Source organism: Shinella sp. G-2 (assembly GCF_050172695.1).
Taxonomy (GTDB): domain Bacteria; phylum Pseudomonadota; class Alphaproteobacteria; order Rhizobiales; family Rhizobiaceae; genus Shinella.
On sequence record NZ_JBBEYH010000017.1, the window covers coordinates 50,111 to 68,009 of the forward strand.

At 64.8% G+C, this 17,899-nt stretch carries 20 protein-coding genes; 9 read left to right on the top strand and 11 right to left on the bottom strand.

Annotation, left to right across the window (positions count from 1 at the left end):
* The first annotated feature begins 519 nt into the window (after positions 1-519).
* Together dnaA and V8U06_RS20855 are read left to right on the top strand one after the other, a co-directional pair.
* Positions 520-2,076: a chromosomal replication initiator protein DnaA gene (dnaA, locus tag V8U06_RS20850; protein ID WP_427142326.1), complete on the top strand. Its 1,557-nt coding sequence runs from the start codon at positions 520-522 to the stop codon at positions 2,074-2,076.
* 76 nt (positions 2,077-2,152) lie between these two features.
* Positions 2,153-2,653, top strand: coding sequence for a GNAT family N-acetyltransferase (locus tag V8U06_RS20855; RefSeq protein WP_427142327.1), 501 nt, complete (start codon positions 2,153-2,155; stop codon positions 2,651-2,653).
* A 9-nt stretch (positions 2,654-2,662) separates the two neighbouring features.
* Here the strand turns inward: V8U06_RS20855 and gcvA are convergent, their stop codons facing one another.
* Positions 2,663-3,559 carry a transcriptional regulator GcvA gene (gcvA, locus tag V8U06_RS20860; protein WP_427142328.1) on the bottom strand — a complete coding sequence of 299 codons (897 nt, stop codon included), beginning with the start codon at positions 3,557-3,559 and terminating at the stop codon, positions 2,663-2,665.
* A gap of 137 nt (positions 3,560-3,696) precedes the next feature.
* On the opposite strand from gcvA, the gene V8U06_RS20865 reads away from it, so the two are divergent.
* Positions 3,697-4,626 (top strand): DMT family transporter, encoded by a 930-nt coding sequence (locus V8U06_RS20865; protein ID WP_427142329.1) that lies wholly within the window; start codon positions 3,697-3,699, stop codon positions 4,624-4,626.
* A gap of 256 nt (positions 4,627-4,882) precedes the next feature.
* On the opposite strand, the gene hemW is transcribed toward V8U06_RS20865, so the two are convergent.
* The 4 genes from hemW to rph are packed head-to-tail and all read right to left on the bottom strand — an operon-like array spanning position 4,883 to position 7,881.
* Positions 4,883-6,076: a radical SAM family heme chaperone HemW gene (gene hemW / locus V8U06_RS20870; protein WP_427142330.1), complete on the bottom strand. Its 1,194-nt coding sequence runs from the start codon at positions 6,074-6,076 to the stop codon at positions 4,883-4,885.
* A gap of 6 nt (positions 6,077-6,082) precedes the next feature.
* Positions 6,083-6,727 carry an RdgB/HAM1 family non-canonical purine NTP pyrophosphatase gene (gene rdgB, locus V8U06_RS20875; protein WP_427142331.1) on the bottom strand — a complete coding sequence of 215 codons (645 nt, stop codon included), beginning with the start codon at positions 6,725-6,727 and terminating at the stop codon, positions 6,083-6,085.
* 7 nt (positions 6,728-6,734) lie between these two features.
* Positions 6,735-7,151 carry a VOC family protein gene (locus tag V8U06_RS20880; RefSeq protein WP_427142332.1) on the bottom strand — a complete coding sequence of 139 codons (417 nt, stop codon included), beginning with the start codon at positions 7,149-7,151 and terminating at the stop codon, positions 6,735-6,737.
* A 13-nt stretch (positions 7,152-7,164) separates the two neighbouring features.
* Positions 7,165-7,881, bottom strand: coding sequence for a ribonuclease PH (gene rph, locus V8U06_RS20885; RefSeq protein ID WP_427142333.1), 717 nt, complete (start codon positions 7,879-7,881; stop codon positions 7,165-7,167).
* Positions 7,882-8,032: 151 nt separating this feature from the next.
* Here rph and hrcA point away from each other — a divergent pair, with 151 nt between their 5' ends.
* From hrcA to V8U06_RS20900, 3 genes are all read left to right on the top strand, one after another.
* Positions 8,033-9,115: a heat-inducible transcriptional repressor HrcA gene (gene hrcA, locus V8U06_RS20890; RefSeq protein ID WP_226920801.1), complete on the top strand. Its 1,083-nt coding sequence runs from the start codon at positions 8,033-8,035 to the stop codon at positions 9,113-9,115.
* A 134-nt stretch (positions 9,116-9,249) separates the two neighbouring features.
* The gene (grpE, locus tag V8U06_RS20895) at positions 9,250-9,861 is read left to right on the top strand and encodes a nucleotide exchange factor GrpE (RefSeq protein ID WP_427142334.1); all 612 of its coding nucleotides are present in this window, start codon (positions 9,250-9,252) and stop codon (positions 9,859-9,861) included.
* A gap of 220 nt (positions 9,862-10,081) precedes the next feature.
* Complete coding sequence (locus V8U06_RS20900) at positions 10,082-10,828, top strand: sulfite exporter TauE/SafE family protein (protein ID WP_427142335.1); 747 nt, start codon at positions 10,082-10,084, stop codon at positions 10,826-10,828.
* An 80-nt stretch (positions 10,829-10,908) separates the two neighbouring features.
* Here the strand turns inward: V8U06_RS20900 and ptsN are convergent, their stop codons facing one another.
* The 6 genes from ptsN to lptC all read right to left on the bottom strand — a co-directional run bounded on the left by ptsN (position 10,909) and on the right by lptC (position 16,000).
* Complete coding sequence (gene ptsN, locus V8U06_RS20905; RefSeq protein WP_226920795.1) at positions 10,909-11,373, bottom strand: PTS IIA-like nitrogen regulatory protein PtsN; 465 nt, start codon at positions 11,371-11,373, stop codon at positions 10,909-10,911.
* Between the two features lie 73 nt (positions 11,374-11,446).
* Positions 11,447-12,022 (bottom strand): ribosome hibernation-promoting factor, HPF/YfiA family, encoded by a 576-nt coding sequence (hpf, locus tag V8U06_RS20910; RefSeq protein ID WP_226920793.1) that lies wholly within the window; start codon positions 12,020-12,022, stop codon positions 11,447-11,449.
* Positions 12,023-12,272: 250 nt separating this feature from the next.
* Entirely contained in the window at positions 12,273-13,805 is a 1,533-nt protein-coding gene (gene rpoN, locus V8U06_RS20915; RefSeq protein ID WP_427142336.1) for an RNA polymerase factor sigma-54, read from the bottom strand.
* A gap of 133 nt (positions 13,806-13,938) precedes the next feature.
* Positions 13,939-14,724 carry an LPS export ABC transporter ATP-binding protein gene (gene lptB, locus V8U06_RS20920; protein ID WP_427142366.1) on the bottom strand — a complete coding sequence of 262 codons (786 nt, stop codon included), beginning with the start codon at positions 14,722-14,724 and terminating at the stop codon, positions 13,939-13,941.
* Positions 14,725-14,763: 39 nt separating this feature from the next.
* The gene (locus V8U06_RS20925; protein WP_427142337.1) at positions 14,764-15,324 is read right to left on the bottom strand and encodes an LptA/OstA family protein; all 561 of its coding nucleotides are present in this window, start codon (positions 15,322-15,324) and stop codon (positions 14,764-14,766) included.
* A 7-nt stretch (positions 15,325-15,331) separates the two neighbouring features.
* Positions 15,332-16,000 (bottom strand): LPS export ABC transporter periplasmic protein LptC, encoded by a 669-nt coding sequence (lptC, locus tag V8U06_RS20930; protein WP_427142338.1) that lies wholly within the window; start codon positions 15,998-16,000, stop codon positions 15,332-15,334.
* Between the two features lie 210 nt (positions 16,001-16,210).
* Here lptC and sppA point away from each other — a divergent pair, with 210 nt between their 5' ends.
* The 3 genes from sppA to V8U06_RS20945 all read left to right on the top strand — a co-directional run bounded on the left by sppA (position 16,211) and on the right by V8U06_RS20945 (position 17,897).
* Positions 16,211-17,152, top strand: a complete 942-nt coding sequence (sppA, locus tag V8U06_RS20935) for a signal peptide peptidase SppA (protein ID WP_427142339.1) — start codon at positions 16,211-16,213, stop codon at positions 17,150-17,152.
* Positions 17,153-17,161: 9 nt separating this feature from the next.
* Positions 17,162-17,479, top strand: a complete 318-nt coding sequence (locus V8U06_RS20940) for an integration host factor subunit beta (RefSeq protein ID WP_158565422.1) — start codon at positions 17,162-17,164, stop codon at positions 17,477-17,479.
* Between the two features lie 73 nt (positions 17,480-17,552).
* Entirely contained in the window at positions 17,553-17,897 is a 345-nt protein-coding gene (locus V8U06_RS20945) for a hypothetical protein (protein WP_226920783.1), read from the top strand.
* Positions 17,898-17,899: the final 2 nt, after the last annotated feature.

The following is a 17,899-nucleotide window of genomic DNA, read 5'->3' on the forward strand; positions in this document are numbered from 1 at the left end:
TTGCGTAAAATTCGTGATTGATCTTGGTACCTGATCCTGCCTAAATGCTTTCCACAGGGGGCGCGGACACAGCCTTAAAAATGATCGCCGACAAGACTGTCTCACAAGGCAGCGGAGATTGTTTGTCCCCTGTAACGGAGCGGCTCCGCTTCGTAAAATCATCAAACAGGCAAAGCTTGCCCCAGGTGCCCCTGGCACTCTGGCAAAGGCTTTTTGCGACCTTCGGTTGCGCCGGTTCCAGGCCGCGAGGACGGCCGGATGATGAGGGGAATGCCCGCCGGACGTTCGACGAGGGAGCGAACGGCGCGGCCACAAAGGGAACCAGGAGATCGGGCATGATGCCGGATCGCAATGGCTCCCATTGTGTTTGGGAACAGGGATTGCGCCGGAGGTAGGGGGCCGGAGCAATCGGGACACCGGATCCCGGACGGGCTATGGCTCGGCTCCGCTGGGTGACGGCAAACATGAAAGGCGCCGGCAGGAATGCCGACGCGGCGAAGAAGCATGAAAGGCGGCAAGATGCAGATGAATACGGCCAGAACGGCTGGTGCATTCGCAAACGGGGAAAATGCACGACAGGCGCTCCCGCAAGAAGGGGTGCAGGCAGCGGCGGGAGTTCCAACCGATATGAAGCAGGACGCGCTTTTCGACCGTGTCAGTGCGCGACTGAAAGCGCAGGTCGGTCCGGACGTCTTCGCAAGCTGGTTTGGACGCCTGAAGATCCATTCGGTCTCCAAGAGCGTCGTGCGCCTTTCGGTGCCCACGACCTTCCTGAAGTCGTGGATCAACAATCGCTACCTCGACCTCATCACCAATCTCTTCCAGCAGGAAGACTCGGAAATCCTCAAGGTGGAAATCCTGGTGCGCACCGCGACCCGCGGCGCCCGCATCGGTGTCGCCGAGGAAACCGCGGCCGTCGAACCTGCTCCCCAGGCTCAGCCGCGCCGTACGGCCGGTGGCCCGCAGCCGGTGGCCAGCGCCGTGGCTTCGGTCGCAGCCGCTGCCCAGCCGCGCGTCCAGCCGTCCAGCCCGCTCTTCGGCTCGCCGCTCGACCAGCGCTACACGTTCGACGCCTTCGTCGAAGGCACCTCGAACCGTGTCGCCCTTGCCGCCGCCCGCACGATTGCGGAAGCCGGTGCCGGCGCCGTGCGCTTCAACCCGCTGTTCATCCATTCCAGCGTCGGCCTCGGCAAGACGCATCTTCTCCAGGCGATCGCGCTCGGGGCCCTCTCCAGCGCCCGCAATCCGCGCGTCGTCTACCTGACGGCCGAATACTTCATGTGGCGTTTCGCGACCGCGATCCGCGACAACGACGCGCTCTCCCTCAAGGAGACGCTGCGCAACATCGACCTGCTGATCATCGACGACATGCAGTTCCTGCAGGGCAACTCGATCCAGAACGAGTTCTGCCACCTGCTGAACATGCTGCTCGATTCCGCCAAGCAGGTCGTCGTCGCCGCCGACCGCGCGCCGTGGGAACTGGAATCGCTCGATCCGCGCGTGCGCTCGCGCCTTCAGGGTGGCGTCGCCATCGAGATGGAAGCGCCGGACTATGAAATGCGCCTCGAAATCCTCAAGCGCCGCCTCGCCGCCGCGCAGCAGGAGGACCAGTCGCTCGATATCCCGGTCGACATTCTCAGCCACGTCGCCCGCAACATCACGGCCAGCGGCCGCGAGCTGGAAGGCGCCTTCAACCAGTTGCTCTTCCGTCGCTCCTTCGAGCCGAACCTGACGATCGAGCGTGTCGATGAACTGCTCGGTCATCTCGTCGCCGCCGGCGAACCGCGCCGTGTCCGCATCGAGGACATCCAGCGCGTCGTTGCCAAGCATTACAACGTCTCGCGCCAGGAACTGGTCTCGAACCGCCGCACGCGCGTCATCGTCAAGCCGCGCCAGATCGCCATGTATCTGTCGAAGACGCTGACGCCGCGCTCCTTCCCGGAGATCGGCCGCCGCTTCGGTGGGCGCGACCACACGACCGTGCTGCATGCCGTGCGCAAGATCGAGGAACTGATCTCCGGCGACACCAAGCTCAGCCACGAGATCGAGCTTTTGAAGCGCCTGATCAACGAATAGGCCCTCGCGCCTTTCATCGTACCGAACGCCGTGCGTGCCAGGGGCTGCACGGCGTTCCGCTTTCCGCAGGGCCGGCATGCGACTTCTCGTCACCTATCTGGAACGGTTCGAGCCTCCGGCGGAGCACGCCGCGCTGGCAATGCCGCCCGGCGCTCTCGCGCTCGAGGCCGAACGTCTCACCGTCGAAGCCTATCTGACGCTCTACCGGGAGATCGGCGGGCCATACAGCTGGGACCAGCGCCTGCGCTTGCCGCACGAGACGCTGGCGGCGTTTCTCGCCGCTGAGACGACGCGCACCTTCGTGCTGCGGGAAGAGGGAAGGCCGGTCGGCCTTTGCGAATTCGACCGTTTCCGGGGCGAGGATGTGGAACTCACGCATTTCGGCCTGGTCCCGGCGGTCTATGGTCGGCGGCTTGGCCCCTTCCTGCTGGATGCGGGGCTGCGCGCTGCCTGGGGGCCCGCCACGCGCCGCATCTGGCTCCACACGGATACGAACGATCATCCCAAGGCCATGGCGACCTACGGGCGTGCCGGCTTCAAGCCCTATATGCAGAGAATGGAAGAGTTTCCGGACTGATCCGGCCGCTCAACTGCCGCGCACCGCGCGGGCTTCCTCCGTCAACCATGCCCGCAGCGCCGCGACGGCCGGCCGATCGAGCGCGCCGGGCGGATAGACGATGTAATAGGCAAGCCCCGTCGAGACGCCGCGCGGGAAGGGGGCAACGAGCCGCCGCTCCCGGATTTCCCGCGCCACCATCGACAGCCGCACCAGCGCCACGCCGTCGCCGGCCTTGGCCGCCTCGATGGCGCCGTTGCTGTCGGTGAAGACGGGGCCGCGCAGCGCATCGATGCCGGTCGCGCCCATCGCCTCCAGCCACAGCCGCCAGTCCTGCCGGTGCACGTCGTGGATCAGCACATGGTGGGCGAGATCGCCGGGCGCGTCGAGCGGTGTGCTCTCGCGCAATGCGGGGGCGATGACGGGCACGAGATCGTCGTCGAGCAGCCGTTCGCTGACCAGCCCCTCATAGCGGCCGAAACCATGGCGGATGGCGATGTCGACGCCATCGCGGGCAAAATCAACCAGACGGTTCGACGCGCCGATGCGGATGTCGGCGCCCGGCACGCGCTCCTCGAAATTCGGCAGCCGCGGCACAAGCCACTGCGCGGCGAAGGTCGGCGTGCAACTGATCGAGAGCGTCGCCGGCGACCGGGCGCGCAGCAGAAGTTCGTCCGTCGCCTCGCGCATCATCCGGAAGGCCGAACGCATCGCCTTGAAATAGCCTTCACCCTCCTCCGTCAGCGAAAGCTGCCGCGGCCGGCGCAGGAAGAGCTGCACCCCCAGCGACTGCTCCAGTTCGCGGATCTGCAGGCTGACCGCGCCGGGCGTCACGCTAAGCTCGCCGGCGGCGAGGGTGACGCTCAGATGCCGTGCCGCCGCCTCGAAGGCGCGCAGGCCGGACAGGGAAGGAAGGCGCCCGTTCATGATTTAGTTTTCCTCGCTTGTTGGGCGAAATATGATCGTTTGTAACCGCTGGAAATTACCGGAATTATGGCATGAACGCTACGGAATGGCACGTGGCATCATCATTCGGTTTAGAAAATTTCCGGAAGGAACGCATCATGTCCACCCGTCCCATGACCTCCGTCGAATGGGGTCTCCTCCTCGTGCTCTCGCTCCTGTGGGGCGGTTCATTCCTGTTCAACGGCATCCTGGTGCGCGAGTTGCCGCCCTTCACCATCGTCACCGCCCGGGTGGGGCTGGCCGCCATCGCGCTCTGGGTGATCGTGCGCCTGTCGGGCCATGCCGTGCCGCGCAGCCGCGACGCCTGGCTCGCCTTCTTCGGCATGGGCGTCATGAACAACATCATTCCCTTCTCGCTGATCGTCTGGGGCCAGACGCATATTGCGAGCGGCCTCGCCTCCATCCTCAATGCCACCACGCCACTCTTCGCGGTCATCGTCGCCCATGTGCTGACGCAGGACGAAAAGATGACCGGCAGCCGGCTTGCCGGCGTGCTGGTCGGCTTCCTCGGCGTCGCCCTGATGATCGGCCCGTCGGTCCTTTCGGATCTCGGCACCGATGTGCTGGCGCAGCTCGCCGTGCTGGGCGCCGCCTTCTCCTATTCGCTCGCCGGCATCTTCGGCCGCCGCTTCCGCAGGATGGGCCTGCCGCCGCTGCTGCCGGCCGCGGGGCAGGTGACGGCCTCCGCATTGCTGATGCTGCCGGTGGCGCTTGTCGTCGACCGCCCCTGGACACTGGCCATGCCCTCGGCCGAGGCCTGGGCAGCGCTCCTCGGCCTTGCCCTTCTCGCGACGGCGCTCGCCTATGTCATCTTCTTCCGCATTCTGGCGACGGCGGGTGCGACGAACCTGATGCTCGTGACCTTCCTCATCCCCGTCAGCGCCATCCTGCTCGGCGCGCTGGTTCTGGGCGAGGTGCTGGCGCCCAAGCATTTTGCCGGCATGGCCCTGATCGCCCTCGGGCTGGCGGCCATTGACGGGCGTGTGCTGAGGATGTTTTCGGACAAGCGCCGGGCCGTGGATGCCTAGAGTTTGTCAGGGAGAAGTGGGAACCGGTTTTCCCGAAAAGACAAACGAAAACAAAAGGATTTAGAGCATTTCCAGCCGAAGCGGGATCGCTTCGGCGTCGGAGAATGCGGTAAAAACAAAAAGCTAGAGCATTTCCGGCGAACCGGATTTCACCGCAAATGCTCTAGCCGGATCCGCCGTAGAAATGCCGGGCGCTCCCGCGTCCGGCAGGCTGAGCCCGGGGAGCCGGGACGTTCTCGCGATTGAAGGCAATGTCCTAGCAGGCAAGGTCCGCGACGACGGCGTCGAGGATCAGCATGCCGGCCGGCGTGCAGCGCAGGCGCGAATTGCCGAGCCGTTCGATGAAGCCGTGTTCGATGAGGAAACGTTCGCGATCCGGGTCCGGGTCGCGGCCGGACAGCATCTGCCAGCGGGCAAGGTCCACGCCCTCCTTGAGGCGAAGCCCCATCAACAGCAGCTCGTCCGCCTGCGCCTCACGCTCCAGGATTTCCTGGTCGATCATGCCGTGGCCCTCTGCCTCGACGAGCTCCAGCCAGCCTTCCGGCTTGCGCTCCGTGGCGGTCGCGAGCTTCACGCCGCCCGTCGTCAGGCGGCCATGGGCGCCGGGGCCGATGCCGACATAGTCGCCATAGCGCCAATAGGTGAGGTTGTGGCGGCTTTCCGAACCGGGACGGGCATGGTTGGAGACCTCGTAGGCCGGCATGCCTTCCCGCTCGGTGATCTCCTGCGTCACCTCGTAGAGCACGGCGGACTGCTCGCCGTCGGGCACGATCAGCTTGCCGGCCTTGTGCAGGCCATAGAAGGGCGTGCCCTCCTCGATGGTGAGCTGGTACAGCGAAAGATGGTCGACCGCGTAGGACACGGCCTCCTTCAGTTCGCGGTCCCAGTCCTCCACCGTCTGGTTCGGACGGGCATAGATGAGGTCGAAGGACATGCGCGGGAAGATGTCGCGCGCCAGGCGGATCGCTTTCAGCGCATCGGCGACGTCATGCAATCGGCCGAGGAATTTGAGGTCGCGGTCGTTCAGCGCCTGCACGCCGAGCGAGACGCGGTTGACGCCGGCGGCGCGGTAGCCGCGGAAGCGCTCCGCCTCCACGCTGGAGGGGTTCGCCTCCATGGTGATCTCGATGCCGTCGGGCACATGCCAGTGACGGGCAATGCCATTGAGAATGGCGTCCACCGTCTCCGGCGCCATCAGCGAGGGCGTGCCGCCGCCCATGAAGATGCTGGTGACGCTGCGCGAGCCGGTCAGCCGGCGCATCGTCGCCATTTCCTTCAGGAAGGCCTGCACGAAGCGCGGCTGGTCGACCGGCTGGTGGCGCACATGGCTGTTGAAGTCGCAATAGGGGCATTTGGCGGCACAGAACGGCCAGTGCACATAGATGCCGAAGCCGGGATCGGAAAGGTCCGAACCCATGCTCGGCCGGATATCGAAGGGCACCGCCGTCATCGCGCCTCAGGCCTTCAGGCAGGTTTCGACGAAGATCTTGAAGGCGCGGGCGCGGTGCGACAACGCCGTCGCGTCGCCCGGCTTCCAGCCATGCTTTTCTTCCGCGCTCATCTCGCCGAAGGTCGTCTCGTAGCCCTCCGGCTGGAAGACGGGATCGTAGCCGAACCCCTTGTCGCCGCGCGGCGGCCAGACGACGTGGCCTTCCACCTCGCCGCGGAAGAGTTCGGTATGGCCGTCCGGCCAGGCGAGGCAGAGCACGGAGACGAAGCGCGCGGTCCGGTCCTTCGCGGCTGTCGCGCCCTTGTCGGCCAGCGCCGTCTCGACCTTCTCCATGGCCATCGCGAAGTCGCGCGTGCCGTCTTCCTTTTCCGCCCAGTTGGCGGTGTAGACGCCCGGCGCGCCGTCGAGCGCGTCGATCACGAGGCCGGAATCGTCCGAGAGGGCCGGCAGGCCCGAGGCTTTCGCCGAGGCGAGCGCCTTGATCGCGGCGTTTTCCTCGAAGGTCGTGCCCGTCTCGTCCGGTTCCGCGAATTTCAGTTCGGCGGCGGACCTGGCGGAAAAGCCGAAGGGGCCGATCAGGTCCTCGATCTCGCGGATCTTTCCGGCATTGTGGCTGGCGACGACGATCGTCTTGGTATCGAGCTTGCGCATAAGGGTCCTAAGCGATGTTCCAGAGGCCGGGCTCGGCACATTCGAGACTGTTGCCGGCGGGGTCGCGGAAATAGATGGAGCGGGCGCCGTTCGGCCAGCGAAAATCCGCTTCGATGGCGATGCCGGCTTCTTCCAGCTTTTTTACCCAGAAATCAAGCGCGGGGCCGGGAACGCGGAAACAGGCATGGCCGGGGCCGTTGGCGCCATGCACCGGTACGGGAAAGGCCTGTGGCGGTGGCGGAACGGCGGTCTCCGTCGCATTGAAGATCAGGAGAACGCCGGCGCCGCAGCGAAAGAAGACGTGGCGGTTGCCCTGCCGCGTGATCCTCTCAAGGCCGAGGATGCCGCCATAGAAGGCTTCCGCCGCGTCGAGGTCGTCCGCATAGAGCGCGGTTTCGAGAATGCCTTCGATCGCGGCGGTCATGGTTCTGCCCTTCTCAGGCGATCGCCTGCTTCTGCAGGGCGACGAGGTCGGCGATGCCGGCGCGGGCGAGCGCCATCAGGCTGGAGAACTCCTCCTCCGTGAACGGCTTGCCTTCCGCGGTGCCCTGGATTTCGACGATGCCGCCCGAACCGGTCATGACGAAGTTGGCATCGGTCTCGGCGGCTGAGTCTTCGAGATAGTCGAGGTCGATCACCGACTGGGCGGCGAAGATGCCGCAGGAGATCGCGGCGACATGGTCCTTCAGGACTTTCTCGACCTTGATCATGTTGCGCGCTTCCATCCACTTCAGGCAGTCGTGGAGGGCGATCCACGCGCCGGTGATGGAGGCGGTGCGGGTGCCGCCATCGGCCTGGATGACGTCGCAATCGACGGTGATCTGGCGTTCGCCCAGGGCTTCGAGGTCGACGATGGCGCGCAGCGAACGGCCGATGAGGCGCTGAATCTCCTGCGTGCGGCCGCCCTGCTTGCCGGCGGCGGCTTCACGCTTCATGCGGTCGCCGGTGGCGCGCGGCAGCATGCCGTATTCGGCCGTCACCCAGCCCTTGCCGCTGTTGCGCAGCCACGGCGGGGTCTTGTCCTCGAGGCTCGCCGTCACCAGCACATGTGTGTCGCCGAACTTGACGAGACAGGAGCCTTCGGCATGCTTGGAAACGTTGCGCTCGAAGGAAACCTTGCGCATCTGATCGGTTTTTCTGCCGGACGGCCGCATTGCGAACTCCTGTCTGAGATATGTGTGTGGCTGCTTTAGACCACTTCGCCGGGCGAGGGAATGGCGCAGGCCGGACGGCCGGGAAAATCCGTTTTGCGCTCGGCGGTGAAATCACTATATTCCCTGGAAATAATAGGGTTGCAGCGGAAAGATGGTTTTCAAGAAGTCTCCGGGTCCTGAAAGTCAGGCCGCGCTCGACGAGCGTTCGGGCGAAATCTTCCGCCGCATCGTGGAAAGCTATCTGGAAAGCGGCGAGCCGCTCGGCTCGCGCAACCTGTCGCGCATCCTTCCCATGTCGCTCTCGCCGGCTTCCGTGCGCAACGTGATGAGCGATCTGGAAGAACTCGGCCTCATCTATTCGCCCCATATCAGCGCCGGCCGCCTGCCGACGCAGCTTGGCCTGCGCTTCTTCGTCGATGCCTTCATGCAGGTCGGCAATATCTCCGCCGAAGACCGCGCCTCCATCGAGCGTCATGTGCGCCCGCATGGCCAGAAGCATACGGCGGTGGAGACCATGATGAACGAGGCGAGCCAGGCGCTGTCGGGCATGTCGCGCGGCGCGGGGCTCGTCATCACCACCAAGAACGACGCCGTTCTGAAGCATGTCGAGTTCATCCGGCTGGAGCCGACCAAGGCGCTGGTCGTGCTGGTCGGCGATCACGACCAGGTGGAAAACCGCATCATCGAATTGCCGGCCGGCGTCACCGGCTCGCAGCTCACCGAAGCGGCCAACTTCCTCAACGCGCATCTTGCCGGCAACACGCTGCTGGAAGCGCGCTCGCAGCTCGAGCGCCTGCGCGGCGAGATCAGCAGCGAGCTCGACAAACTGTCGCAGGACCTCGTCGAGCGCGGCCTTGCCGTCTGGTCCGGCGGTTTCGAGGAGGCAAAGCCGACACGGCTCATCGTGCGCGGCCGGGCAAACCTTCTCGAAGGTCTTGCGGGTGCCGACGATATCGACCGTCTGCGTATGCTCTTCGACGACCTGGAGCGCAAGGACAGCCTGATCGAACTCCTCAATCTCGCCGAGACGGGGCCGGGCGTGCGCATCTTCATCGGCTCGGAGAACAAGCTCTTCTCGCTCTCGGGTTCCTCGCTCATCGTCGCGCCCTACCGCGACAGCGACGACAAGATCGTCGGCGCCGTCGGCGTCATCGGGCCGACGCGGCTCAACTATTCCCGTATCGTGCCCATGGTGGATTATACGGCCCAGCTTATGTCGCGGCTTTCGCGCTAAAGCATGGTTGCGCAAGCGCGTGTGGCGTCGGCATGCCATTCATTGCGCCGTCAATCCGCCCTCGGCCCTTGATTTTTCAGGCCCAAAGCTCGATATCGGGCGCAACCCCTTAGAAATGCAATTCGGAGACCGTCATGACCGACGAGAACAAGAAACACGGACCTGACGAAGCGGTGGAAAACAACGTTGCCGCTGAAGCTGATGGTACGGTCGAGGCCGCAATCCCTGCCGAGCCCGATCCCGTCGACGCGCTGCGTGCTGAAAACGCCGATCTTCGCGACCGGTACCTGCGCCTCGCCGCCGAGATGGACAACCTGCGCCGCCGCACCGAGCGCGACGTGAAGGATGCCAAGTCCTATTCCGTCGCCGGCTTTGCGCGCGACATGCTGGCCGTGTCCGACAACCTGCGCCGTGCGCTGGATGCCATTCCGGCCGAAGCCAAGGAGACCGGCGATGCCGGCCTCACCGCGCTGGCCGAAGGCGTCGAGATGACCGAGCGCTCGATGCTTGCCGCGCTCGAGCGCCATGGCGTGCGCAAGATCGAGCCGATGGGCGAGAAGTTCGACCCGAACTTCCACCAGGCCATGTTCGAGGTGCCGAACGCCGAGATCGCCAACAACACGGTCGTTCAGGTCGTGCAGGCCGGCTTCGTCATCGGCGAGCGCGTGCTGCGTCCGGCCATGGTCGGCGTATCCAAGGGCGGCCCGAAGGCGTCCGCAGGCGAGACCAGCACCGCACAGGCCTGACCGGCCCGACAAGCCCATTCCCGCGCCCGTATCCGCAAGGATGCGGGCGTTTGATTGTCTGCAAACGTCTCCCGCCCGCCGCCATCTGCGGCTTCACCTCGGCGCGACGGGAGAAGCTCGCGCCTCGGCGTTCGTCTTGCCCGGCATTGCCTCTTGCGGCATTCTCCCGGCAACCCCACTGGCCGACCGTGTCGGCATTTCCCGTCCGAAAGGATTATCCTTGCCCGAAACCGTGTGGATCATTGCGCTCGGCGCAATCGTCGCGGGCTTCGTTCAGGGTCTCTCCGGCTTCGCCTTCGGGCTGGTTGCCATGTCCTTCTGGGCCTGGACGGTGGAGTCGCAACTGGCTGCGGTGCTGGTGGTCTTCGGGGCGCTGACGGGACAGGTGGTCGGGGCCTTTTCCGTCCGGCGCGGTTTCAGCCTGCCGCTGCTCCTGCCGTTCCTTCTTGGCGGCCTTGCCGGCATTCCCATCGGCACGGCGATCCTGCCCTTGCTGGACGCGCGGCTCTTCAAGATCCTGCTCGGCCTGCTGCTGGTCGTCTGGTGCCCCATCATGCTGTTTTCCCGGGCGCTGCCGCCCGTGCGCTTCGGCGGCCGGCTTGCCGATGGCGCGGCCGGGCTCATCGGCGGCGTCATGGCGGGCCTCGGCGGCTTTTCCGGTCCCGTGCCGACGCTCTGGTGCACCCTCAGGCAGATGGACAAGGACAGCCAGCGCACCGTCATCCAGAACTTCAACCTGGCGACGCTCGCCGTCACCATGGCGACCTATTGCGCCACGGGCGTGGTCACGGCGCAAATGGTGCCGATGTTCGCCGTCGTCGCCCCGGCCATGCTGCTGCCGACGCTCTTCGGCAGCCGGCTTTATATCGGCATCAGCGAGGCGGCGTTCCGCCGCATCGTGCTCGGCCTGCTCACCGTCTCGGGCGTTGCGATGCTCGCCGCCACGCTGCCGACGTTTCTCGCGTAAGTCCGGGCGAACGAAAACCGCCGCAGGACAGAAGGTCCGCGGCGGTTTTCGCAAGCAATCGATATCGGTATCGCGCGGCCTCAGGCCGCGTTGGACGCCTGTTCCTCGCTGAGGCAGGCGTAGATGGCGCTCTCGCTGTCGGAGGCGCGCAGCTTGGCGACCATTGCCGGATCGCGCAGCACGCGGGCGATCCGCGAGAGGGCTTTCAGATGATCCGCGCCGGCGCCTTCCGGCGCAAGCAGCAGGAAGACGAGGTCGACCGGCTGGTCGTCCAGGGCCTCGAAGTCGACGGGAGTTTCGAGCCTCGCAAAGAGGCCGGTGATCTGCGAAAGCTCCTTCAGCTTGCCGTGCGGAATGGCGATGCCATTGCCGACGCCGGTCGAACCGAGTCGCTCGCGCTGAAGGATGACGTCGAAGATCTCACGTTCCGGAATTCCGGTGATCTTGGCCGCTTTTACCGCCAGCTCCTGAAGCAACTGCTTCTTGGAATTGGCCTTCATCGCCGGAATAATCGCACTCTGCTGCAGTAGACCTGCCAATGCCATGCTCTTGTCCTCGTGCGCTGGGTGAAGGGATTGAAGAAGCGTGGTGCCCGTCCCGGCACCACGCTCCCGTCACTCAGCCTTTGATATTGGCCGCGTCTATCCAGCCAATATTTCCGTCGTTGCGTCGGTAGACGATATTGAGCTGCTCCGATCCGGCGCTGCGGAAGAGAAGAACCGGCTCGTCCGTCATGTCGAGCGCCATGACGGCGCTTGCGACGGACATCGTCCTGAGTTTCTTCGTGCTTTCCGCAACGATGGTCGGGGCGTAGTCCTCGGGAAGCTCGTCGTCTTCGTCGGGGACCGAATCCATCACCGTGTAGGCCACTTCTGCAAAGGCGTCGTGACCATTGCCATTGTGGTGTGCCTTGAGTTTGCGCTTGTACCGGCGAAGGCGTTTTTCGATCCGCTCCGAGGCTGCCTGGAAGGCTGCCAGCGGATCGTTTGCCTCGCCATTGGCCTGCAAGGCCATGCCCGTATCCAGGTGAAGCTTGCAGTCCGCACTGTACCGCGATCCCGCTTTTTCCACGGTGACCTGGCTCGAATATCCTCCGTCAAAATATTTGGTTACGGCTTCTCCGACCTGCTCTTCAATACGCTGGCGGAAGCTGTCGCCGATTTCCATATGTTTACCGGACACACGCACACTCATGGAGGTTACCTCTCTTTCATGATTTGCGCGCACCAGTCTATTCCAACCTCATCTGCGTTCCAAGCTTTTCACGCATGCGCTGTTTGCTGCATCGCACGCTCAAGAAAAGCGGGGATATGTTTGGAAGTCCGGTATGCCTTCCCTTCGGAAGTGGGGCGCGCATTAGCCCTTCCTGTTCGCGAAGTCAATTGGCGGATTCAGTGATCGTTAACGTCTTGAGGGCTGAAACGCCGCTTATCCCGGCTTTGTTTCAGCCGCCGGCCGCCTTTGCGAGCGCCCGCTTTTCGCGCCGGCGCTGGACGGAGGAGGGGATGTTCATCGCCTCGCGGTATTTCGCGACCGTCCGGCGGGCGAGATCCACGCCGCCCTTTCGCAGTGCATCGACGATATCGTCGTCGGACAGCACGGCTTCGGGGGCTTCCTGCGCGATCATGGTGCGGATGCGGTGACGCACGCTCTCGGCCGAGTGGGAATCACCGCCCTCGGCCGAACCGATGGAGACGGTGAAGAAATATTTCAGCTCGAACAGCCCGCGCGGCGTCAGCATGTACTTGTTCGAGGTGACGCGGCTCACCGTCGACTCGTGCATCTTGATCGCCTCGGCGATGGTTTTCAGGTTGAGCGGGCGCAGATGATCGACGCCGTGCAGCAGGAAGGCGTCCTGCTGCCGAACGATCTCCATTGCCACCTTCATGATGGTGCGGGCACGCTGGTCGAGACTGCGCGTCAGCCAGTTGGCCGTCTGCAGGCAATCGTTGAGGAAGGTGTAGTCGGCGCTGTCGCGGCTCGTGCGGCGGGAGACGGCGGCGTAGTAGTCGCGGTTGACGAGGACGCGCGGCAGCGTGTCGGCGTTGAGTTCGACATGCCAGGTGCCGTCGGGCGCGGCCCGCACGATGATGTCGGGCACCACGGCCTCCGAGGCGCTGGTCTCGTAGCGCGTGCCGGGCTTGGGATCGAGCTTGCGGATTTCCGCCAGCATGTCGAGCAGGTCTTCTTCGCCGACGCCGCAGAGCTTCTTCAGCGTCGCGAAGTCGCGCCGGGCGAGCAGTTCGAGATTGTCCAGCAGCACGGCCATGGCCGGGTCCAGCCGGTCGAGCGCCCGAAGCTGGATGGCGAGGCATTCGCTGAGCGTACGGGCGAAGACACCCGGCGGGTCCAGTTCCTGCAGGCGGGCGAGCACGCGCTCGATGTCGGCAGCGGGCTTGCCGAGCTTCAGCGCCGTCTCCGCCGTGCTGCCCTGCAGGTAGCCGGCCTCGTCGAGCTGGTCGACGAGGTGCTGGGCGATCAGCCGGTCGACGGGGTCGGCGAGCGCGAAGGGGATCTGTTCGTTCAGCACGTCGCGCAGCGTCTTGCGGCTCGCCACGAACGCGTCGAGGTCGTAGCCCTCGCCATCCTCGCCGCCGCCCGGCATGGATTTCCACTGGCCGAGAAGCTCCGGGGCATCCGCCGCGCGCGGACCGGCATCGTCGGGAAAGACATTGTCCAGCCCGCCATCCAGCGTCTCCGGCGCGCTGCCGGCGCTGCCCGCCGTCGCGGTCTCATAGAGGTCGGGCTGGGCGCCGTCGTCGCTTTCGCTGTAGGTTTCCCCTGTAAAGGGCTCGTCGGCGCCGCGCCCGTCCTCGCCGGCGGAGATTTCCAGCAGCGGGTTCTTCTCCACCTCCTGCTCGATGAACTGCGTCAGCTCGACATGCGTCATCTGCAGAAGCTGGATCGACTGCATGAGCTGCGGGGTCATGACCAGCGACTGGTTCTGGCGCAGGAAAAGGCTGGCGGCGAGGGCCATGCGGACGCTCTGTTCTCCGGCAAGGGCGGCCAGCGACCGTCACGGCCGAAGGCGGCAAAATCCAACTGGCCCGAAAATTGCTTTTTTGAGGGGTTTGGTCAAGTCGCAGCCGCGAACGTGGTGAAGAGCCGCCTCAGAGGCTGAAATTGTCGCCAAGATAGAGGCGGCGCACATCCGGGTTGCTGACGATGTCGTTCGCCCGGCCATGGGTCAGCACTTCACCGGCATGGATGATATAGGCACGGTCGATGAGGCCGAGCGTCTCGCGCACATTGTGGTCGGTGATGAGAACGCCGATGCCGCGCGAGGTGAGGTGGCGCACCAGCGCCTGGATGTCGGCGACCGAGATGGGGTCGACGCCCGCGAAGGGCTCGTCGAGCAGCATGAAGGTCGGATCGGTGGCCAGCGCGCGGGCGATTTCGAGGCGGCGGCGTTCGCCGCCCGACAGCGCCACGGCCGGTGACTTGCGCAGATGCGCGATGGAGAATTCGGCAAGCAGGCTGTCGAGCTTGGCTTCGCGCCGCGCCTTGTCCTTGTCGTGCACTTCCAGAACGGCGCGGATGTTCTCTTCCACCGTCAGGCCACGGAAGATCGAGGCTTCCTGCGGCAGGTAGCCGACGCCGAGGCGGGCGCGGCGATACATCGGCATGGTGGTGACGTCGTGGCCGTTGATCTCGATGGAGCCTTCGTCGACCGGCACGAGGCCGGTGATCATGTAGAAGCAGGTCGTCTTGCCGGCGCCGTTGGGGCCGAGCAGGCCGACGGCCTCGCCGCGGCGCACGACCAGCGACACGCCGTTGACGACGCGCCGGTCGCGATAGGTCTTCGTCAGCCCGCGGGCAATGAGCGTGCCTTCGTAGCGCGACAGATCGGCGCTGCGCTGCGGCTCCTGCGCAGCCTTCTTCGGGCGGCGCGTCAGTCGGGTGAGCAAGGAGGAAGACACGGGGGGAGCGCTATATCAGTTCGTTTGCTTGCGGGACTTCGGGTCGAGCTGGATCATGACGCGGCCGCCACAGGCGTCGAGCTTGGCTTCGCCGGTCTTCATGGTCACGGTCAGCTGGCAGCCGACGAACACGTTCTCGCCTTCGGAAAGCACGACCTTCTTGCCCTTGAGCAGCAGCGTCTCGTTGACCATGTTGAAGGTGCCGGTGTCGGCCGTCGCTTCCTGGGTCTGGGACTTCAGGTAGACCTTGTCGAAGACGTCGATCTTCTCGATGTCGGCGTCGCCGCTGGCGACCGAGCCACCGCCGGACTTGTAATAGACGATCATGCGGCCGGCCTGCAGCGTCGTCGAACCCTGCACGACCTTCACATTGCCGGCAAATTCCGCCTTGCGCTCCTGGTCGCGGATCTCGAGCTTGTCGCTCTGGATCTGGATGGGCTGGTCGTTCGACAGCTTCATGCCCTGCATGCGGCTCGACGTCTGCTGGGCGCCGGCGGAACCTGCGGCAAGCGTGACGCCTGCGGCAAGAACGAAAAGGCTGGCGGCCCGGAGGGGGGCGGAGAGACTGGCGAACATGGCGCTCTTACTTTTCTCGGTTGCGGATGGCGACAGGGTCGACGTCGACGACGACCTTGCCTTCAAAGACGACGACCCGGCCTTTATCCGTCATTCGCAGCGACTGCGCAACAATGGATGCGGCGGAGGAATGGATTGAAACGGGCTTCTCCGTCGACATGCTCCCGCCGTTGATATCGAGATGCGCCGAACGGAACGCGGCCTCAAGGCCGGTGTTCAGCGTGATGGTGAAGGGGGCGAGCATGTCGAGCAGGTTCTTGCCGCGGTCGTAGACGCCCTTTTCCGCCACGACTTCGGCGACGGTCTTCTCGTTGACCGGCATCTTGGCGGTGATGTTTTCCAGCGTGATGACGTCGGGCTGCTTCATGTCCTGCAGCGCGCGCTCGGCCTTCATGGAATAGCTGATGCCGTCATTGTTGCGGCCGGCGATGGCCGGATAGCGCATGACGATCTTGCCGTCCTCGATCGTCGCGCTCTCGACGCTGAGGTCGGACGGGATATAGGTGCGGATGATCGAGACGACGGCGAAGATCGCGGCGATGACGAGGGCGATGACCGGCAGGGCGATCTTGAGGACGCGCACGCGCGCGGAATGGCGCGTCGCGAGGCGGTAAGCCTCGGCGGAAACGCCCATGCCCGGTGCACCCGTCGGTGCTTCTGTCACGCTGTCCAGCATTCTGCCCGCTTGAATAGTGCTTCTGGCCTTCGCCGCGCCGAGGGACGGGCCGCATGCATAACGGCCCCCATATGGCGATTATTCCTGAACAAACAATGGATGTCCAAGAAAGTTCGGCGACGATTTGCCATTTGTGCGGGGAATGCCATATCGATAGGGCCTTCGGCAAGTCACCTCGAACGCGGTGGCCACCAGCATCAAGGACAGGACATGGATCAATCCGCCATCGCCGACCGCCGGCAACTGCGCCGCAAGCTCACCTTCTGGCGCGTCGCGGCCATCCTGATCGCGCTCATCGCGCTCTTTGCCGCGGCAAGCTGGAAGTGGTCCGGCAGCCAGCCCGTCGACCATATCGCCCGGGTGAAGATCTCGGGGATCATCCAGGACGACAGCGAACTTCTGGAGCGCCTCGACCGCATCGCGCGCAACGACCGGGTGAAGGCGCTCGTGGTGACGATCTCCTCGCCCGGCGGCACCACCTATGGCGGGGAAGTCCTCTTCAAGGCGCTGCGCAAGGTGGCGGAAAAGAAGCCCGTCGTCTCGGACGTGCGCACGCTCGCCGCCTCCGCCGGCTACATGATCGCCACCGCCGGCGATACGATCATCGCGGGCGAAAGCTCCATCACCGGCTCCATCGGCGTCATCTTCCAGTATCCGCAGATGAAGGACCTCATGGACAAGCTCGGCGTCTCGCTGGAGGAGATCAAGTCCGCCCCGTTGAAGGCCGAGCCGTCGCCCTTCCATCCGGCGAGCGAGGAGGCCAAGACGATGATCCGCTCCATGGTGATGGACAGCTACGACTGGTTCGTCGATCTCGTCGCCGAGCGCCGCAAGCTGCCGCGTGACGAGGTGCTGCGCCTTGCCGACGGCAGCATCTTCACCGGTCGCCAGGCGCTTGCCGTCAAGCTGGTCGACCGGCTTGGCGGGCCGGAGGCGATCCGCGCCTATCTCGACGAGCGCAAGGTGGCGGCGGACCTGCCCTTTGTCGACTACGAGCCGACGAACCGCTCCGGCTTCCCCTTCTTCGGCAGCGCACAGGAGCTCGCCCGCTCCCTTCTCGGTCTCGACCTTGCCCCGACGCTCGAAAAACTGGCCGGCCAAAAGTTGTTTCTTGACGGTCTGGTCTCGGTTTGGCAGGTTGATCGCGATTGAAAAACAAGAATTTTTGAGGGGGATACAGTGATCAAGTCGGAACTGGTTCAGATTGTCGCCGCGCGCAATCCCCACCTCTATCACCGCGATGTCGAGAACATCGTCAACGCGGTGCTCGACGAGATCACCGATGCGCTGGCTGCCGGAAACCGCGTCGAGTTGCGCGGCTTCGGCGCCTTCTCGGTCAAGAATCGCCCCTCCCGCTCCGGCCGCAACCCGCGCACGGGCGATGCGGTCTTCGTCGAGGAAAAGTGGGTGCCCTTCTTCAAGACGGGCAAGGAACTGCGCGAGCGCCTCAATCCGGGTCAGGCCGACCAGGACGATTGATGCAATTGCGGCAAGAGCGTGAAGCGGTTTTGCTGGAATTGCGGTAAGAGGCCCCGCGCTTCAGTGAGGTGAGATGATCAAGCGAATAGTCAACGTCCTCGTGCTCATCCCGGTCGGCATCGTGCTGATCGTGCTGTCGGTGGCGAACCGCCAGTCCGTGACCCTGGCGCTGAACCCGTTCCGGCCGGAAGATAGCGTGCTCTCCGTCACCGCGCCCTTCTTCGTCTACCTCTTCCTCGCGACGATCTTCGGCCTTGTGCTCGGCGCGCTGATCACCTGGTTTGCCCAGGGCAAGTACCGCAAGCGCGCTCGCACCGAGGCGAACGAAGCGGTGAAATGGCATACGGAAGCCGAAAAGCACCGCACCCGCGCCGAGGCGATCGCCTCGCAGGCGATCGTACCCGTCTCCGGAAAATAGCC

Bases quoted from the DNA above. Each gene is read 5' to 3' on its own strand.
- dnaA (WP_427142326.1), top strand. From the start codon at position 520: ATGCAGATGAATACGGCCAGAACGGCTGGTGCATTCGCAAACGGGGAA.
- V8U06_RS20855 (WP_427142327.1), top strand. From the start codon at position 2,153: ATGCGACTTCTCGTCACCTATCTGGAACGGTTCGAGCCTCCGGCGGAG.
- gcvA (WP_427142328.1), bottom strand. From the start codon at position 3,559: ATGAACGGGCGCCTTCCTTCCCTGTCCGGCCTGCGCGCCTTCGAGGCG.
- V8U06_RS20865 (WP_427142329.1), top strand. From the start codon at position 3,697: ATGTCCACCCGTCCCATGACCTCCGTCGAATGGGGTCTCCTCCTCGTG.
- hemW (WP_427142330.1), bottom strand. From the start codon at position 6,076: ATGACGGCGGTGCCCTTCGATATCCGGCCGAGCATGGGTTCGGACCTT.
- rdgB (WP_427142331.1), bottom strand. From the start codon at position 6,727: ATGCGCAAGCTCGATACCAAGACGATCGTCGTCGCCAGCCACAATGCC.
- V8U06_RS20880 (WP_427142332.1), bottom strand. From the start codon at position 7,151: ATGACCGCCGCGATCGAAGGCATTCTCGAAACCGCGCTCTATGCGGAC.
- rph (WP_427142333.1), bottom strand. From the start codon at position 7,881: ATGCGGCCGTCCGGCAGAAAAACCGATCAGATGCGCAAGGTTTCCTTC.
- hrcA (WP_226920801.1), top strand. From the start codon at position 8,033: ATGGTTTTCAAGAAGTCTCCGGGTCCTGAAAGTCAGGCCGCGCTCGAC.
- grpE (WP_427142334.1), top strand. From the start codon at position 9,250: ATGACCGACGAGAACAAGAAACACGGACCTGACGAAGCGGTGGAAAAC.
- ptsN (WP_226920795.1), bottom strand. From the start codon at position 11,373: ATGGCATTGGCAGGTCTACTGCAGCAGAGTGCGATTATTCCGGCGATG.
- hpf (WP_226920793.1), bottom strand. From the start codon at position 12,022: ATGAGTGTGCGTGTGTCCGGTAAACATATGGAAATCGGCGACAGCTTC.
- rpoN (WP_427142336.1), bottom strand. From the start codon at position 13,805: ATGGCCCTCGCCGCCAGCCTTTTCCTGCGCCAGAACCAGTCGCTGGTC.
- V8U06_RS20925 (WP_427142337.1), bottom strand. From the start codon at position 15,324: ATGTTCGCCAGTCTCTCCGCCCCCCTCCGGGCCGCCAGCCTTTTCGTT.
- lptC (WP_427142338.1), bottom strand. From the start codon at position 16,000: ATGCTGGACAGCGTGACAGAAGCACCGACGGGTGCACCGGGCATGGGC.
- sppA (WP_427142339.1), top strand. From the start codon at position 16,211: ATGGATCAATCCGCCATCGCCGACCGCCGGCAACTGCGCCGCAAGCTC.
- V8U06_RS20945 (WP_226920783.1), top strand. From the start codon at position 17,553: ATGATCAAGCGAATAGTCAACGTCCTCGTGCTCATCCCGGTCGGCATC.